Here is a 16,286-nt window from a genome sequence, read left to right as displayed (position 1 = left end):
CCAACGCGGCCCCGGGGCTCGCGGCACTTAATAGCGATAGGTGAGATAGAGTTCCAGCGCGCTGAATTTGCGGTCGTCTCCGAACACTTGCCTGGCCGCGGCCATTGGCTTGACCCAGTTATAGGAGAGCGAGGTGGAGAGCGATTTCGACGCCGCCCAATCCAGGAACACGACGCTCTCGTCGGCGAAGCGCCGATCACTGACCGCGGCTCCCATGTAGTTTTTTTCGTCCAGCCAGAACTGGTAGTGAATCGCCCCGAGCGTCAGGGTTTCGTTCAGATGCGTCTTGAGGGAAAACTGCTGGACGTTTTCGTTGCTGTTGAACAGCAGGTAATTGCCGACGACATCTCCCACCAGCCACGTCCCCCAGTCGATGAAGCCTTTGCTGAGGGGATCCCAGGACGCCTGGCGGTTATCGGTGAGGTCGCTGTCACCGGAAAAGCTGGCGTAGCGATAACCCAGGACCGGCGTCAACGGCAAGGTGTCGAAGGCATAGTCCGCCTGGCCATACCAGGCCTTGGCGGCGTAATCGACCCCGGCCCCGCTGCCGCGCTGCAGTGCGTATTCGGCATTGAGCGTCAGCGCTGGCAGGCCCGGCACCTTGGCATTGAGCGCCCGGACGTTGTAGACCCGCATGCCATCCCGGCTCAAGGGCGTCGAACCCTGGGGGGCCAGGGAGTCGATCTTCATGGCCATGGCGCCCAGCGTCACCCGGTCATCGAGGTTGTAGTCCAGGTTGACGCCGGTCATCCGCAAATCACCCATGTCATCATCGGTGCGCAAGGTGAATGCCTGGGTTTTCAACGCACCGTGATCCCAGGCCAGGATCGCGGAATCCTTGAAGGCCGTCCTGGGGGCGAGCCAATAGGCACCGTCCTCGAGCTGGTCGAGATTACCGTCCATGACAATGAAGCCATTGCCGATCATGTAGTTCTGCCGGCCAGCGGTGAATGTCCACTCCCCGGCCCGGAAACCGCCGTACAGTTCCTCGAGGGCCACATCACCATCGGAGCTGCGGGTGAAACCGCCGGCATCGCCATCGCCAAGGGTGGTGGCCGCCACGAGCGAACCACCGGCCAGCAGGCTGAAGTCCGGCTGCAAGGCGTAGTCCAGCGTGGCACCGGGCTTGACGTAGAACTCCTGCCAGTCGATTTTCGTGCCGCCGTTGCTTCGGCTGCGCATGTCCACCCGGCCACTGCCGAAGTTGACGTTGCGCGTAGAGAGGGTCGCCGCACCGGCGGTCAGGTTGACTTCGCCCTTGAGGGCGCCCTCCTCGAAGGTATAGCCCGCCCAGGCAACCTGGGCGGCCAGGGGTAAGCCGAACGCCAAGAGCGTCCGGGACCAACGTGTCATGCAAACCATATGAAGCTCCTGTTTGATTTATTGTTGTTACAGGGCAGTGAATGGCGGCGCAGGGCCTCGCCAACACCTGGCCAGGCCAGGTGAACGGAACGCGAATTCTTGTAATAGAGGGATGTGGTCAGCGAGTCAGGTGCGCGGCGATGGCTCGCAGCATGCGCACGCTGTCCCCGTCGAACGGGCTGACGGCTTCGCTGAGGGACGATTGCTTGACGATCACCACACCGGACGGTTTGTCGACGAACAGGTACTGGCCGTGGATGCCACCGGCCATCAATGCCTGGCTGTGGTCGTTGAAGACGTACCACTGGCTACGGTAGGACGCGCCGGGGGTCCATGCGCTGAAGTCCGGGGATGTGGCGTAGACCGCGGGGTCGGCGCCAGCGAGGATGCCGGCGATGGCCTCGCTCGATAGCAGCTGCCGTCCGGCGTGGCGGCCCTCGTTGGCCAGCAATCGCCCGAACCGCGCCATGTCCCGCAACGTCGCACTGAAGCCGGCACCGGCAACATTGCGCCCCCAGGGGTCGGCCATGAAATAGCCGTCGCGCTCACAGCCCAACTGACTCCAGATGTCCTGCAACAACTCATGGCAAGCCCTGCCGCAGGCACGCTCCATGACCCAGGCCAACGCTTCGGTGGTGGCCGTCACATAGTGGAAGAAACCACCGTGGCTGCCGCGTTTGCGCAGGCTCGGCAAGTACTCGTACAAGGATTCGAACTGCCCGTACTGCACCGGTGCCGGCTGGAAACCGCAGGCATAACCGTACTGGGAACTCTCGGAATCAGGGTCTTCATAGACCTCGCTGTAATCGATGCCCACGGCCATGTCGAACAGCTGGCGCACCGTTGCATCGGCAAATGCGCTGCCGGCCAGTTCCGGTACGTAATGGGCCGCAGGCAATGCGGTATCCAGCAAACCCTCGCAGACCAGCTGTTCGCCCAGGGTGCCGATCAGCGACTTGGTCACCGAGAACATGATGTGCCGGTCCTGGGGACGCTGACCGTTGAAATAGCGTTCGTAGAGCACCGTGTCGCCCTGCATCACCAGGAAAGCGTCGGTCTGGCTGGCAAGCAGGTGCTCGATCACACTGATGCTCAAGCCACATTCGCTGTTGAAGTGCAGTTGGTCCAGCGGCTGCGGTGCCTGCTGCAACGGACTGACCGGCGCGGCCCCTGCCTGCACGTCGATGGACGGCCGCAGACGCGCCAGGTTGCGGAAACCCCATTGATTGAACGGAGCGCGCATCCAGTTATGCCAGCTCACCCGGCGTTGAGGTTCAGGCGGAAAGCCTTGCATGAATGAAGATGTGGAGCGTGGGTCGGACGATTCGATCGCCTCGACGTAGAGACTGGCCAACGAAGGCACGGCGTTCTGACTCATCGGGTTGCCCCTGAAAAGTGACTCTGCGTGAAAGCAGATGCGGGGAAATAATTACCCGGTATTTATTTTTAGTCAATAAAGTTTTTTACCGCACTTTATTTATTTGGATCCACCCAGGAGGCCGAATCATTCGTCTGTCGGCTTAAGCAAATGCCTAAAAGTTATTTTATCTACAATTTTTAGATCATTTAGATTAGCCCTCACACCGAATGCCTCGCGCGGTGCAGCCATCAGGGAGCGTTGGCCGGCGCCTCACTTCAGCCACTGCGAACTCATAGGAATGGGCACTCATGCAGCTTCTAACGCTTCCATCTTCTCCCGACCTGGCGACCTCGATCCGCGCCACGGCCCAGGTCTTCGAAGACGCATCCTCCCGCGCCCTGCTGGCCCACCTGCAGCAAGTGGCCCCCAGTGACGCCAGCGTCCTGATCATCGGCCAGACCGGTACCGGCAAGGAACTGGTGGCGCGCCACATACACAGCCTCAGCGCTCGCCGCGACAAGCCGTTCGTCGCGGTCAACTGCGGGGCGTTTTCCGAATCGCTGGTGGAAGCCGAATTGTTCGGCCACGAGAAAGGCGCCTTCACCGGAGCATTGGCGGCCAAGGCAGGCTGGTTCGAGGAAGCCGACGGCGGCACGTTGTTCCTCGATGAAATTGGCGACTTGCCGTTGCCGATCCAGGTCAAGCTGCTACGGGTGCTGCAGGAACGGGAGGTGGTCCGCCTGGGCTCGCGCAAAAGCATCAGGATCGACGTGCGTGTGTTGGCTGCCACTAACGTTCAGCTGGAAAAAGCCATCGACGCCGGGCACTTTCGCGAAGACCTGTATTACCGCCTGAATGTGGTCAGCCTGGCACTCAAGCCCTTGCGCGAACGCCCCGGCGATATCCTGCCGTTGATAAGTCACTTCATCGCCCAATACAGCCGCCGGTTGGGCCGTGGCGAGGCGACGCTGGATGCCGAGGCGCAGCGCAAGTTGCTCGACTATGCCTGGCCGGGGAACATTCGCGAGCTGGAAAACGTCATCCATCACACGCTGCTGATTTGCCGTAGCGACGTGATCGGCGTGCAGGACCTGCACTTGTCCAACTGGCGCATCGAGCGCCAGGACAACCCACCGCAACGCGAGCCCCAAAGCGCAGAGGCACTGTTGCAAAAAGCCCTGGAGAAACTGCTCGAACAAGAGCATGGCAAGCTGTATGAAACGGTGGAAGCCGAACTGCTGCGTGCCGCCTATCGATACGCCAACCGCAACCAAGTTCACACCGCCAGCCTGTTGGGCCTGAGTCGCAATGTCACCCGCACGCTCTTGATCAGGATTGGCGAATTGGTGGTCAACAAACGCCGCCCCGCGCTGAGCGCCCGGGACGGCCGGCTGGTCAATCTATCGACCTGATGGCTCCCTGGCCGGGGGCGCGTACGAAGGGTCGCCGAGCGACGATCCGACGAAGCGAAAACAGGCGAGCAAGCGCACTCACGCACGAGCCTGTCTTCAACCCAGCCTGATCGTCGGGCAGGCACTTTCGTACGAAGCCTAGGCAACCGCCGCCGTTCTGGTCGCCACTTTGCCTTGCTCCAGCTCGCGTACCAACGGCAGGACCCGGCGACCGAAATACTCGACCTCCTCCTGGAAATGCAGGAAGGCGGCCAGCACCAGGTCTACACCCACGGCCTTCAAGGCAACGATACGTTCGGCAATCTGCTGGGGGGTGCCGATCAGGTTGGTCTTGAAGCCGTCGTTGTACTGCACCAGGTCTTCGAAGCTGGACCTGGCCCAGTTGCCCTCGCCTTCGGGGCTTGCCTTGCCGGCCTGCCTGGCCGCGTCACCGAACGCGTTGACGGCTTCGGGATCGGCCTGGTCAATGATCTGGGCCAGCACCGCACGGGCTTCTTCCTCGGTGTCGCGGGCAATGACGAAGGCGTTCACGCCGACCTTGACCGTGTGGTGGTTGGCCGCCGCTTTGGCCCGCAGGTCGTCGACCTGGGCCTTGACCCCTTCCACCGTGTTGCCGTTGGTGAAGTACCAGTCGGATACCCGGGCGGCCATGTCCCGCGCGGCCCGGGAACTGCCGCCCTGGAAAATTTCCGGGTGCTGCTGCAGGGGCTTGGGCTTGAGGGTGTAGCCGTTGAAACGATAGAAGTCGCCGCGGAAAGTGAAGTTGTCGGTGGTCCAGATGCCCTTGAGCGTGGTGATGAATTCCTCCGAACGACGATAGCGTTCATCGTGCTCCAGCCAGGGTTCGCCGATAGCGGTGAATTCGCCCTTGAACCAGCCGGACACCACGTTGATCGCCACGCGACCGCCGGTGAGCTGATCGATGGTCGCGATCTGCTTGGCCAGCACCGAAGGCGTCCATGGTCCGGGCAACACCGCCGCAATCACTTTCAACTTCGTGGTGGCCGCCAGCAAGGCGTGGCTGAAAGCCACCGATTCATGCTGGTACTCGGCGCCATAGCCGGCGGTAAAACGAATCTGGGTCAGGGCGTAGTCGAAGCCGGCATCCTCGGCGATCTGTGCCAGCTTACGGTTGTAATCGATTCCCCAGTCGGTGCGTTGCGGTATCTTGCTGACCACCAGTCCGCCGCTGACATTGGGCACCCAGTAGGCAAACTTGATCGTGTCCTGGCTCATTGCGTGTACTCCCGGCTCGTTGAGATATAGGCGTGCTCGCCTCTGTACAACCGCTGGAGCAGCAACCGTGCCACTTACGTTTTTCATTTGTTTTCAATGAGTTGACTCTATCCCTCAATTCAATACTGTCGTGCGGCGGGCAGGCTGTCGGATCGCTGTTGCACAGCCAACACCCGGCGCCGCCCGGCGCAAGCTGCTTGACTGTTGCCACACCCACAGTCGCCAGGCAGATTGCCCGCAGCACGACAGCCCGACACCAGCATCAATCCGGCAAACGTCCCGTTTGCGCAGGTTTCGGCCACCGGGCATGGAGCATGCAACGATGTCCTTGACGGCAGATCTTCGCCCTGCCGCCCTTTCGTCCTCAGAAGGAACACTGCCATGACCGCACAGCAACAACACCTGCCGCCGACCCTGTCCACCGGTACCGACTACGAAGCCTTGGCCGAACGGTTCCGGCCGATCTTCGCGCGCATCCAGGCCGGCGCGCTGGAGCGCGAGCAGACCCGCAGCCTGCCCTTCGAGCAAGTGAAATGGTTGAAGGAGGCCGGGTTTGGCGCCATTCGCGTCCCGGTCGAATACGGAGGCGCCGGCGCCTCGTTACCGCAACTGTTGCAATTGCTGATCGAACTGGCCGAAGCCGATTCCAACCTGCCCCAGGCCCTGCGCGGGCACTTCGCTTTTGTCGAGGATCGCCTCAATGCCCAGGCGACCAGCCCGCAGGACGTCTGGTTCAAGCGCTTCGTCGACGGCGAACTGGTGGGCAATGCCTGGACTGAAGTCGGCGCCGTGAAAATCGGCGAAGTCCTCACCCGGGTTTCCCGTCAGGACGATCGATGGGTGGTCAACGGCAGCAAGTACTACAGCACCGGTAGCATCTTCGCCGACTGGATCGACCTGTATGCCCAGCGTGACGACAACGGCGCCGACGTGATCGCCGCCGTACGTGTGAATCAGCCGGGTGTCAGGCAGAGCGATGACTGGGACGGCTTCGGTCAACGCACCACCGGCAGTGGTACTTCGGTGTTCGACAACGCCGTGGTGGAAGCGGAGAACCTCATCGACTTCTCCACCCGTTTCAAGTACCAGACCGCTTTTTACCAACTGGTGCTGCTCGCCGTGCAGACAGGCGCCGGACGTGCCGCCGTCCGGGACATTACCGAGCAAGTGCGCCAGCGCACGCGGGTGTTCAGCACCGGCAACGCCAGTGAAGTGAGCCAGGATGTGCAAGTACAGCAGGTGATCGGCAAGGCATCGGCCCAGGTCTATGCCGCCGAAGCCACGACCCTGCGCGCCGCCGCTGCTTCGCAACGAGCCTATGAAAGTCGCTTCAGCCAGAACGCCGAGACCGAGCACACCGCCAACATTGCCGCCGAACTGGAGTCGGCCCAGGCCCAGGTGGTGGTGGCCGACCTGGCCTTGCGCGCCACCAGCGAGGTGTTCAACGCACTGGGCGCGTCGGCCACCAGCACCAGCAAGGCCCTCGATCGCCACTGGCGCAACGCCCGGACCGCGGCTTCGCACAACCCGCTGATCTACAAGGAACGCATCATTGGCGACTGGGAAATCAACGGGACGGAGCCGCCGTATGTCTGGCAGATTGGTGGCGGGTCGAAGCAGCGTTGAATTCGCCTTGGAGCATTCATCGGTGGGGCATCAGCGATTGTTACGCAGGATGGAGAAATTCAACGTGGCGGCCACGCAAAGCCATGCCAGGTAGGGAAACAGGATCAACCCTGTGATCACGTCCAGGCGCAACGCCAACACCACCATCGCCGCGACCACCAGCCAGAGCAGCGCGATGACCACCATACCGGCGAGCACCTGGTGGGCCCCGAAGAATACCGGGGTCCACAGGGTGTTCAACGCAATCTGCGCCGCCCATAACGCCAGCGCCTGCTGGCTTCCCGGTATCATGCTCAGCCGGTAGCCCGCCCATGCGAGCAACAGGTAGATCACTGTCCAAGCCACGGGAAACAGCCAGTTGGGGGGTGTGAAGCGTGGCTTGACGAGGGACTCGTACCATTGTCCTGGCTTGAAAATGACGCCGGTACTTGCGGCGGCACAGCAGGCGAGAAGAAAAATGAAGAAGGTCATTGGCGGTCCTTGGCTGGGCGGATGGGGAAACATGACAGGCAGCGGATGACTACACTCCATCGCCATGTACTTCTTTCAAAGACTCGCTGGCCCTCGTATAAATTCAACGCCGATTCGTACTCCATGCGGGCGTGCGTTATCCCGAGCGTTTGACGGGCATCCATCTCAACTACATCCCCGGTGCCTATCGCCCGCCCCTTGGCGAAAACGACCCGCCGCCGACAGAAGAAGAAACGGCTTTCCTGCACCGTGCCGCGGCCTTCAGCGAAGCCGAAGGCGCCTATGCGCACATCCAGCGTACCAAGCCGCAAACCCTGGCCGTGGGCCTGAGCGACTCTCCGGCGGGATTGCTGGCCTGGATGGGGGAAAAGGTGCTGTCGTGGTGCGATACGAAACCGGCCATCAGTCACGAATGGCTCCTGACCAATGCGACGCTGTACTGGCTGACGAACTGCATTGGCTCGTCGTTCCGCCCTTATGTGGAAGGAAGCCGGCGGCCCTTGCTGTTCAAGAGCGGCGAGCGCGTGAAACCGCCGCTTGGGGTCGCGGCGTTTCCCAGGGAGCTGCCGCTGCCGCCACGTAGCTGGGTGGAGCGCTGCTACAACGTGCAGCGCTGGACCCAGATGCCACGCGGTGGCCACTTTGCCGCGCTGGAGCAGCCGGCGTTGCTGGCAGAGGATATCAGGGCGTTTTTCCGGCCATTGCATGCGGTGTGACGGCACGCACTGCCTGTCCCTGAAACGTTCACGAAGCGGCCCGGGCAGCGCTTCCCCGCAGGCTCGTGGGAGGGATCGATACGGCGTGATCCCTCCCTCGAGCCAACGATCCGCTCGCTAGGCGGGCTCTCGAAACGCCGTCAGTGCCTCCACCACCAGTGGGTGGAGGGCCGCATCCGGATGTTTCTCCTGCCACTCGGCCAGTTCCCGGCGCATGCCCGGGGTCCAGAAGCTCTTGATGTGCTGACGCACGCCATTCACCGCCAGCGTGTGATCCGGTTCGCTGGCGAAGTACTGGGCGATCTGGTTGGCCATCTTGATCAGGCTTTCGCAACTCATCGGCGCACCTCGGCGGTTTCGGCATGGCGGCGCTCGCGCAGCAGGCGGCTTTGTTCGTCACTGAACGCCTGGTAGCGCTTCTGCCATTCCGAAGGCTGGCTGACCCGCACGATCTCCACCGCCGTGACCTTGTATTCCGGGCAGTTGGTGGCCCAGTCGGAGTTGTCGGTGGTGATCACGTTGGCCCCCGATTCAGGGAAGTGGAACGTGGTGTAGACCACGCCCGGCGCCACCCGCTCGGTGACCCTGGCCCGCAGCACCGTCTGCCCGGCGCGGCTGCCGATGCCGACCCAGTCGCCATCGACGATGCCGCGACTCTCGGCGTCGGTCGGATGGATTTCCAGGCGGTCCTCTTCGTGCCACGCCACGTTCTCGGTCCGGCGGGTCTGGGCACCGACGTTGTACTGGCTGAGGATTCGTCCGGTGGTCAGCAACAACGGGTAGCGGCTGTTGACCTTCTCCTCGGTCGGCACGTAGCCGGTGAGCATGAAACGCCCCTTGCCGCGCACGAACTCATCGATGTGCATGGTTGGCGTACCATCCGGCGCGGCGTCGTTGCAGGGCCATTGCAGGCTGCCATGACGCTCCAGCTCGGCGTAGCTGACACGGTGGAAGGTGGGCGTCAGGCGGGCGATCTCATCCATGATCTGCGAAGGATGGCTGTAGTTCATCTTGTAGCCCAGGGCATCGGCCAGGGCGATGGTGGCTTCCCAGTCGGCCTTGCCGGCCAGCGGCTCCATCACCTTGCGCACCCGGGATATACGGCGCTCGGCGTTGGTGAAGGTGCCGTCCTTTTCCAGGAAGGAGCTGCCCGGCAGGAACACGTGGGCGAACTTGGCCGTCTCGTTGAGGAAGATGTCCTGCACGATCACGCATTCCATCGCCGACAGGGCCGCCGTCACGTGCTGGGTGTTGGGATCGCTCTGGGCGATGTCTTCCCCTTGGCAGTACAGCGCCTTGAAGGAGCCGTCCAGGGCCGCCTCGAACATGTTCGGGATCCTAAGGCCCGGGTCGGGTTGCAGGGTCACGTTCCAGGCCTGCTCGAACTGGGCCCGCACCGCTTCGTTGGAAATGTGCCGGTAGCCGGGCAACTCGTGGGGGAACGAGCCCATGTCGCAGGAGCCCTGGACGTTGTTCTGTCCACGCAGCGGGTTCACCCCGACGCCTTCCCGACCGATGTTGCCGGTGGCCATCGCCAGGTTGGCGATGCCCATCACCGAGGTACTGCCCTGGCTGTGCTCGGTGACCCCGAGGCCATAGTAGATGGCCGCGTTACCGCCGGTGGCGTAGAGCCGCGCGGCAGCGCGGATCTGTTCGGCGGGCACGCCGCAGACCGGGCCCAGGACCTGCGGGGCATTCTCCGGCAGGCTGACGAAATCGCGCCAGCGCGCGAAATCCGCCGGCTCGCAGCGCTCGTCGACAAAGCGCTGGTTCACCAGCCCTTCGGTGACGATCACATGGGCCAATGCGTTGAGCATCGCCACGTTGGTGCCGGGACGCAGCTGCAGGTGCAGTTCGGCCCGGGCATGGGGCGAGTCCACCAGGTCGATGCGCCGTGGATCGATGACGATCAGTTGGGCGCCCTGGCGCAGGCGGCGCTTGAGCTGGGAACCGAAGACCGGGTGGGCATCGGTGGGGTTGGCCCCCATCACCAGGATGACGTCGGCCTTCATCACCGAGTCGAAACTCTGGGTACCGGCGGACTCACCCAGCGTCTGCTTGAGGCCATAGCCCGTGGGCGAGTGGCAGACCCGGGCGCAGGTGTCGACGTTGTTGTTGCCAAAAGCCGTGCGCACCAGCTTCTGCACCAGGTAGGTTTCTTCGTTGGTGCAACGACTGGAGGTGATGCCGCCGATGGAGTCGCGTCCGTACTTGAGCTGGATGCGCCGCAATTCGCTGGCCGCATAGGTCACTGCCTCGTCCCAGCTGACCTCCTGCCATGGATCGTTGATGTGCTTGCGGATCATGGGCTTGGTGATGCGGTCCGGGTGGGTCGCGTAGCCCCAGGCGAAACGCCCCTTGACGCAGGAGTGGCCATGGTTGGCCTGGCCGTTCTTGTCCGGGACCATGCGCACCAGTTGCTCGCCCTTCATTTCGGCACGGAAGGAGCAGCCCACACCGCAGTAGGCGCAGGTGGTGATGACGCTGCGTTCCGGCTGGCCGATCTCCACGACGCTCTTGTCGATCAGGGTCGCTGTCGGACAGGCCTGCACGCAGGCACCGCAGGACACGCATTCGGAATCGAGGAAATTGTCGCCGCCGGCCGCCGCCACCCGGGAGTCGAAACCGCGCCCGCTGATGGTCAGGGCAAAGGTGCCCTGGACCTCCTCGCAAGCCCGTACGCAACGACTGCAGACAATGCATTTGCTCGGGTCGTAATCGAAGTACGGGTTGGAGACGTCCTTGGTCTCGGTCAGGTGGTTGGCGCCTTCATAGCCGTAGCGTACTTCGCGCAGGCCCACCTGCCCCGCCACCGTCTGCAGTTCGCAGTTACCGTTGGCCGGGCAGGTCAGGCAGTCCAGCGGATGGTCGGAAATGTACAGTTCCATCACGTTGCGGCGCAGCGTGGCGAGCTTGGAGGTCTGGGTACGCACCACCATGCCTTCGGTCACCGGCGTGGTACAGGAAGCCGGATAGCCGCGCATGCCCTCGATCTCCACCAGGCACATGCGGCAGGAGCCGAAGGCCTCCAGGCTGTCGGTGGCGCAGAGTTTGGGGATGGTGGTACCGAGCAGCGCCGCGGCGCGCATCACCGAAGTACCGGATGGGACGCTGACTTCGCGGCCATCGATGGTCAGGCTGACTTGCACCTCGCTGTCCCGCGCCGGGGTGCCGAGGTCGATATCCGTTTTAGGGTCGAAGACAGTGATCATTGGTCGGCCTCCAGGGGCGCCAGACCGAAGTCGGCGGGAAAGTGCTTGAGGGCGCTGGCGACGGGGTAGGAGGTCATCCCACCGAGGGCACAAAGCGAACCGTATTGCAGGGTGTCGCAAAGGTCTTGCAGCAGCAGGGCCTGTTCCTGTCGGGCCCCGGCATCGGTACTGGCGATCAGGCGATCCACCACCTCGACCCCACGGGTCGAGCCGATCCTGCACGGCGTGCATTTGCCGCAGGACTCCTCGGCGCAGAATTGCAAGGCGAAACGGGCCATGTGGGCCATGTCCAGGCTGTCATCGGCAACCACCACGCCACCGTGGCCGAGCATCGCGCCCATGGCGGCGAACGCTTCGTAATCCAGCGGCGTGTCGAACTGCGCGGGTGGAACCCAGGCGCCCAACGGGCCGCCCACCTGCGCGGCCTTCAGCGGACGGCCGCTGGCGGTGCCGCCGCCGTAGCCTTCCACCAGCTCCCGCAGGCTCAGGCCGAAGGCGCGCTCCACCAGGCCGCCATGGCGAACGTTGCCGGCCAGCTGGAACGGCATGGTGCCCAGGGAGCGGCCCATGCCGAAGTCGCGGTAGAACTGCGCGCCCTTCTCCAGGATGATCGGCACCGACGCCAGGGTCAGCACGTTATGCACCAGCGTCGGCAGCCCGAACAGGCCTTGCAGGGCCGGCAGCGGCGGCTTGGCGCGCACCGTGCCTCGCTTGCCTTCGAGGGACTCCAGCAGAGCGGTTTCCTCGCCACAGATGTAGGCACCGGCCCCCACCCGGACGTGCAGCTCGAACGTGCGGCCACTGCCGCCCACGTTCGTGCCCAGGTAACCGGCCTCCCGGGCGATGACCAGGGCTTTGTTCAGCGTCGCCACGGCGTCCGGGTATTCCGAACGCACGTAGATGTAGCCCAGGGTGGCGCCCACGGCGATGCCGGCGATGGTCATGCCTTCGATCAACAGGAAGGGATCGCCTTCCATCAGCATACGGTCGGCGAAGGTGCCCGAGTCGCCCTCGTCGGCGTTGCAGACCACATACTTCTGTGGCCCCTGCGCTTCACGCACGGTGCGCCACTTGATGCCCGCCGGGAATGCCGCCCCGCCCCGGCCTCGCAAGCCCGAATCGAGGACGCTGGCGACCACGTCGGCGCCTTCCATCTGCAGGGCCCGGGCCAGGCCCTGGAAGCCGCCCTGGGCACGATAATCGTCCAGCGACAGCGGCCGGGTGATACCGGCGCGGGCGAACAATAGCCGCTGCTGGGTCTTGAGATAGGGGATCTGCTCCACCGGCCCGAGGGCCAATGGATGACTGGCGGGATCGCCGGCCAGGGCATCGAGCAGGCTGGGCACGTCCTGGGGCGTCACGGGGCCGAAGCCCCAGCGTACGCCGCCGCTGTCCAGCTCCACCAGCGGCTCCAGCCAATAAAGGCCACGGGAGCTGGTCCGCCGCAGCTGCAGCGGCACCTGACGACGTTCGGCCTCCTGGGCCAGGGCGGCCGCCACCTTGTCCGCGCCCACGGCGCGGGACACCGAGTCCTGAGGGATATGGAGGTTCAGCATGCGCCGTCCTCCAGGCAACCGGTCACCAGCTGGCGCAAGCGCTCGGGCGTGACCCGAGCATGCAGTTCACCATCCAGTTCCAGGGCCGGCGAACAGACGCAGGCCCCCAGGCAATAGACCGGCCGCAGACTGATGCTGCCGTCGGCGCTGGTGCCGTGGTCGTCCAGGGACAGGTGTTCGCGCAACTGGGCGGCCAGGCCTTCGGCGCCCATGCTCTGGCACGACTCCGCCCGGCACAGACGCAGGGTATGGCGCGCGGGCGGCGTTGTACGGAAATCGTGGTAGAAGCTGATCACACCGCGCACTTCAGCCTGGCTGAGGTTCAGGACATGGGCGATTTCAGGGACGGCGGCGTCAGGTACATACCCGCAACCTTCCTGAATGGCGTGGAGAATCGGCAGCAAGGCACCGGGGGTGTCCTTCTCGCGTTCCAGAACGCTGTGGATCAAAGGCAGGTGAAGCGTCTCATCAGGCATAAACGTACCTCGGCATCTCGAACGATACCGCCGCCTGGCGGCAGCCGTCCGGAGTCTTGGCTGCGGCGTCCGGTCCACGTCACGGTAGCGTGGCAAATCCGGTCGCCCTCCTTGCTCTCCGGTCGGGTGTCTTGGCGCACCTGATCCGGGGGCATCTTTACAGCTTGCCACTCCCAAGGGGCGGCGATTGCACGTGGACGACTCAACGTGTCCTGAAAGCGACGACTTTTGCGCAGGGTCCTCGCGGCCCGGCACTGCCTTAAGAATAGACGATGCGCAGATCCGGGCTCACCGGTCGCCGCCCGGCCCATGGGAGCCCTCGATGGGTTTGCGCAGCGCGTTGGCAACCAGGGTGAACGCCGGCGAGGGTTGTCGTCGGCTGGGGTAGTACAGATAGTAGCCTGGAAACGGTGGGCACCAGTCTTCCAGCACCCGAACCAGCCGACCTTCTCGAAGGTGCGGTTCAAACTCTTCTTCAGGCAGGTACGCGACCCCCAGCCCCGCCAATGCTGCCTCCACGATATGGGTGGAGGTATTGAAAATGAGCTGCCCGTCCACCCTCACGTTGACGGGTTCGCCTTGTCGCTCAAAATCCCAGACATAGAGCCCACCTGACGTCTGCATGCGCTGGTTGATGCAGCGATGATCGATCAGGTCCCGGGGATTTGCGGGTATCGCGCGGCTGGCGAAATACCCTGGCGACGCAACGGCGGCCATGCGCAACGAGGGACCGATGGGAACCGCGACCATGTCCTTGTCGATGGTATCGCCCAGGCGTACGCCTGCATCGAAGCGGTCCGCGACGATATCCCGAAATCCGTAGCTCACGTCGAACTCGACGTTGATATCCGGGTACTGGTGCAGTAATCCGGTGAGCTTGGGCAGCAATGTCGTACGCAAGACATGGTCGCCGCAGGTGATGCGAACAGTGCCGGCGGGCTTGTCGCGCAGCTCCGTGAGCCTGTCCAGCTCGGCTTCTATCTCATCGAAGCGGTTACCGATGGCTTGCAGCAGCCGCTCCCCGGCGACCGTCGGCGAAACGCTGCGGGTATTGCGCGTCAGTAACCTGATCCGCAAACGCGCTTCCAGACCACTGATTGCCTGGCTCAGTGCCGATTGGGTGACCCCCAGCGTCCCGGCGGCGCGGGTAAAACTGCCTTCCCGGGCCACCGTGACGAAAGACAGCAGATCGTTGAGATTTCTTCTGACCATGGCGCAAGCACTTCGACAGGGATTGATTAGTCATGCTTATAGCCCTGTTAAGTATCCATTAGCTAGTCGCATCAGCCTTCCCCCGTCACCATTACGCCACGTAAAGAGCGAAGGCGCAGTTGCGATGAAAGGCTCAAGGCGGTGCGGGCTGTCGGTGGTGCTCACACTGGCCAGTCACCTGGCCATGAACGGTGCTGCAGCGGCAGCTTCGACAATGGAGAAACCCGACATGTGGATGACCGTCGGCGAACAACGTTTCGCCATCACCCTGGCCGACAACGCGGCGGCTCGCGCGTTTGTCGCTTCACTGCCACTGACGCTGGACATGAGCGATCTCAACCGCAACGAGAAATACGCCACCCTCCCCCAGGCGTTCCCGGCCCAGGAGAGCAAGCCGGGAGCGATCCGCAACGGGGACCTGATGCTGTACGGCACGGACACCCTGGTCCTCTTCTACCTGGATTTCCAAACCGCCTACGCCTACACGCGCCTGGGTCGGGTGGAAGACACCGCGAAGCTGGCCCAGGCACTCGGCCGTCGGGGTGTGCAAGTGACGTTTCACCGCAACCGATAAACCCGAATCGACAGGATTGCCCATGAAAAGACTCATCGCCTCAATGACATTGCTGCTCAGCTCGTTGTCCGCCACTGCGGCCGATATGTCTGACGGCGCCGATAACTTCTACACCAGCAAGGAGGTGATCGTGCGCAAGGTCAGCTTCAAGAACCAATATCAGATGAAAGTGGCAGGCAATCTGTTCATTCCAAGGAAACTCAATGACCAGAGCCGGCATCCGGCAATCGTGGTAGGCCACCCGATGGGCGCGGTCAAGGAACAGAGCGCCAATCTGTATGCCACCAAGCTGGCGCAAAGAGGTTTTATCACCCTGTCCCTGGACCTTTCGTTCTGGGGCGAAAGCGAGGGGCAGCCGCGCAATGCGGTCTCGCCGGACCTGTACGCCGAAGACTTCAGTGCCGCGGTGGATTTTCTCGGTGTCCAGCCCAATGTCGACAAGGAACGGATCGGCGCGCTCGGCATCTGTGGCAGTGGCAGTTTCGTGATCAGCGCAGCCAAGATCGATCCGCGCATGAAAGCCATCGCCACGGTCAGCATGTATGACATGGGCGGCGTCAATCGCAATGGACTGAAGCACTCCCAGACGCTGGAACAACGCCGGGCGATCATCGCCCAGGCCACCCAGCAGCGTAGCGTGGAGTTCGCGGGCGGTGAAACGCTCTACACCAGTGGCACGGTGCATCAACTGGATGAAAATACCCATCCGATCCAACGCGAGTTCTTCGACTTCTACCGCACCCCGCGTGGGGAATACACGCCACCGGGTTCGTCCAGGGATCTCACTACGCACCCGACGCTGACCAGCAACATCAAGTTCATGAACTTCTACCCACTCAACGACATCGAGACGATCTCGCCCCACCCCGTGCTGTTCATCACTGGCGCCGATGCGCATTCCAGGGAGTTCAGCGAAGAGGCTTACAAACTTGCGGGGCAACCGAAAGAACTGGTCATCGTCCCCGGGGCCGGCCATGTCGATCTTTACGATCGGGTCGATCTCATCCCTTTTGACAAGCTCACCACCTTCTTCCAGAGCAATCTGAAGTGACAATTGCGCCAACCGGCCATTC

The 16,286-nt window shown here is 63.1% G+C and carries 14 protein-coding genes; 5 read left to right on the top strand and 9 right to left on the bottom strand.

Features of this window, described 5'->3' with window-relative positions:
* Nucleotides 1-27 precede the first annotated feature (27 nt).
* A complete protein-coding gene (locus BW992_RS18860) occupies nucleotides 28-1,362 on the bottom strand; it encodes an alginate export family protein (protein WP_072396661.1) in 1,335 nt (444 codons plus the stop codon).
* A 118-nt stretch (nucleotides 1,363-1,480) separates the two neighbouring features.
* Nucleotides 1,481-2,740: a serine hydrolase domain-containing protein gene (locus tag BW992_RS18855; protein WP_072396659.1), complete on the bottom strand. Its 1,260-nt coding sequence runs from the start codon at nucleotides 2,738-2,740 to the stop codon at nucleotides 1,481-1,483.
* Nucleotides 2,741-3,030: 290 nt separating this feature from the next.
* On the opposite strand from BW992_RS18855, the gene BW992_RS18850 reads away from it, so the two are divergent.
* On the top strand, nucleotides 3,031-4,134 hold the full coding sequence (locus BW992_RS18850) for a sigma-54 interaction domain-containing protein (protein ID WP_072458961.1): 1,104 nt from the start codon (nucleotides 3,031-3,033) through the stop codon (nucleotides 4,132-4,134).
* A 138-nt stretch (nucleotides 4,135-4,272) separates the two neighbouring features.
* Here BW992_RS18850 and sfnG read toward each other — a convergent pair whose 3' ends face one another.
* Nucleotides 4,273-5,370 carry a dimethylsulfone monooxygenase SfnG gene (gene sfnG / locus BW992_RS18845; protein ID WP_072396656.1) on the bottom strand — a complete coding sequence of 366 codons (1,098 nt, stop codon included), beginning with the start codon at nucleotides 5,368-5,370 and terminating at the stop codon, nucleotides 4,273-4,275.
* 381 nt (nucleotides 5,371-5,751) lie between these two features.
* Between sfnG and BW992_RS18840 the strand changes: the two genes are divergently transcribed.
* On the top strand, nucleotides 5,752-6,996 hold the full coding sequence (locus tag BW992_RS18840; protein WP_072431526.1) for an acyl-CoA dehydrogenase family protein: 1,245 nt from the start codon (nucleotides 5,752-5,754) through the stop codon (nucleotides 6,994-6,996).
* Between the two features lie 30 nt (nucleotides 6,997-7,026).
* Here the strand turns inward: BW992_RS18840 and tspO are convergent, their stop codons facing one another.
* Nucleotides 7,027-7,467, bottom strand: coding sequence for a tryptophan-rich sensory protein TspO (gene tspO, locus BW992_RS18835; RefSeq protein ID WP_072458964.1), 441 nt, complete (start codon nucleotides 7,465-7,467; stop codon nucleotides 7,027-7,029).
* Nucleotides 7,468-7,598: 131 nt separating this feature from the next.
* Here tspO and BW992_RS18830 point away from each other — a divergent pair, with 131 nt between their 5' ends.
* Nucleotides 7,599-8,183: an alpha/beta fold hydrolase gene (locus BW992_RS18830; protein ID WP_231991066.1), complete on the top strand. Its 585-nt coding sequence runs from the start codon at nucleotides 7,599-7,601 to the stop codon at nucleotides 8,181-8,183.
* Between the two features lie 117 nt (nucleotides 8,184-8,300).
* On the opposite strand, the gene BW992_RS18825 is transcribed toward BW992_RS18830, so the two are convergent.
* From BW992_RS18825 to BW992_RS18805, 5 genes are all read right to left on the bottom strand, one after another.
* Complete coding sequence (locus BW992_RS18825) at nucleotides 8,301-8,522, bottom strand: formate dehydrogenase subunit delta (protein WP_072396650.1); 222 nt, start codon at nucleotides 8,520-8,522, stop codon at nucleotides 8,301-8,303.
* Nucleotides 8,519-11,395, bottom strand: a complete 2,877-nt coding sequence (gene fdhF, locus BW992_RS18820; RefSeq protein ID WP_076406903.1) for a formate dehydrogenase subunit alpha — start codon at nucleotides 11,393-11,395, stop codon at nucleotides 8,519-8,521. Before fdhF ends, BW992_RS18825 begins: the two co-directional genes overlap by 4 nt.
* The gene (locus BW992_RS18815; RefSeq protein WP_072396646.1) at nucleotides 11,392-12,951 is read right to left on the bottom strand and encodes a formate dehydrogenase beta subunit; all 1,560 of its coding nucleotides are present in this window, start codon (nucleotides 12,949-12,951) and stop codon (nucleotides 11,392-11,394) included. Before BW992_RS18815 ends, fdhF begins: the two co-directional genes overlap by 4 nt.
* Entirely contained in the window at nucleotides 12,945-13,427 is a 483-nt protein-coding gene (locus BW992_RS18810; protein ID WP_076406902.1) for a formate dehydrogenase subunit gamma, read from the bottom strand. Before BW992_RS18810 ends, BW992_RS18815 begins: the two co-directional genes overlap by 7 nt.
* A 288-nt stretch (nucleotides 13,428-13,715) precedes the next feature.
* Nucleotides 13,716-14,639: a LysR family transcriptional regulator gene (locus BW992_RS18805; RefSeq protein ID WP_072431522.1), complete on the bottom strand. Its 924-nt coding sequence runs from the start codon at nucleotides 14,637-14,639 to the stop codon at nucleotides 13,716-13,718.
* Nucleotides 14,640-14,763: 124 nt separating this feature from the next.
* On the opposite strand from BW992_RS18805, the gene BW992_RS18800 reads away from it, so the two are divergent.
* Together BW992_RS18800 and BW992_RS18795 are read left to right on the top strand one after the other, a co-directional pair.
* Nucleotides 14,764-15,213 carry a cyclophilin-like fold protein gene (locus BW992_RS18800; RefSeq protein ID WP_072431521.1) on the top strand — a complete coding sequence of 150 codons (450 nt, stop codon included), beginning with the start codon at nucleotides 14,764-14,766 and terminating at the stop codon, nucleotides 15,211-15,213.
* Between the two features lie 22 nt (nucleotides 15,214-15,235).
* On the top strand, nucleotides 15,236-16,264 hold the full coding sequence (locus tag BW992_RS18795; protein ID WP_076406901.1) for an alpha/beta hydrolase: 1,029 nt from the start codon (nucleotides 15,236-15,238) through the stop codon (nucleotides 16,262-16,264).
* Nucleotides 16,265-16,286 lie beyond the last annotated feature (22 nt).

Origin of the sequence: Pseudomonas sp. 7SR1, assembly GCF_900156465.1 — a bacterium.
Lineage (GTDB): Bacteria > Pseudomonadota > Gammaproteobacteria > Pseudomonadales > Pseudomonadaceae > Aquipseudomonas.
The sequence above is the reverse complement of the archived record's forward strand: the minus strand, read 5'-3'. Positions and strand labels throughout refer to the sequence as shown.

What these genes read in the sequence shown, in the direction of transcription:
- BW992_RS18860 (WP_072396661.1), bottom strand. Translation starts at nt 1,362, where the DNA reads ATGGTTTGCATGACACGTTGGTCCCGGACGCTCTTGGCGTTCGGCTTA.
- BW992_RS18855 (WP_072396659.1), bottom strand. Translation starts at nt 2,740, where the DNA reads ATGAGTCAGAACGCCGTGCCTTCGTTGGCCAGTCTCTACGTCGAGGCG.
- BW992_RS18850 (WP_072458961.1), top strand. Translation starts at nt 3,031, where the DNA reads ATGCAGCTTCTAACGCTTCCATCTTCTCCCGACCTGGCGACCTCGATC.
- sfnG (WP_072396656.1), bottom strand. Translation starts at nt 5,370, where the DNA reads ATGAGCCAGGACACGATCAAGTTTGCCTACTGGGTGCCCAATGTCAGC.
- BW992_RS18840 (WP_072431526.1), top strand. Translation starts at nt 5,752, where the DNA reads ATGACCGCACAGCAACAACACCTGCCGCCGACCCTGTCCACCGGTACC.
- tspO (WP_072458964.1), bottom strand. Translation starts at nt 7,467, where the DNA reads ATGACCTTCTTCATTTTTCTTCTCGCCTGCTGTGCCGCCGCAAGTACC.
- BW992_RS18825 (WP_072396650.1), bottom strand. Translation starts at nt 8,522, where the DNA reads ATGAGTTGCGAAAGCCTGATCAAGATGGCCAACCAGATCGCCCAGTAC.
- fdhF (WP_076406903.1), bottom strand. Translation starts at nt 11,395, where the DNA reads ATGATCACTGTCTTCGACCCTAAAACGGATATCGACCTCGGCACCCCG.
- BW992_RS18815 (WP_072396646.1), bottom strand. Translation starts at nt 12,951, where the DNA reads ATGCTGAACCTCCATATCCCTCAGGACTCGGTGTCCCGCGCCGTGGGC.
- BW992_RS18810 (WP_076406902.1), bottom strand. Translation starts at nt 13,427, where the DNA reads ATGCCTGATGAGACGCTTCACCTGCCTTTGATCCACAGCGTTCTGGAA.
- BW992_RS18805 (WP_072431522.1), bottom strand. Translation starts at nt 14,639, where the DNA reads ATGGTCAGAAGAAATCTCAACGATCTGCTGTCTTTCGTCACGGTGGCC.
- BW992_RS18800 (WP_072431521.1), top strand. Translation starts at nt 14,764, where the DNA reads ATGAAAGGCTCAAGGCGGTGCGGGCTGTCGGTGGTGCTCACACTGGCC.
- BW992_RS18795 (WP_076406901.1), top strand. Translation starts at nt 15,236, where the DNA reads ATGAAAAGACTCATCGCCTCAATGACATTGCTGCTCAGCTCGTTGTCC.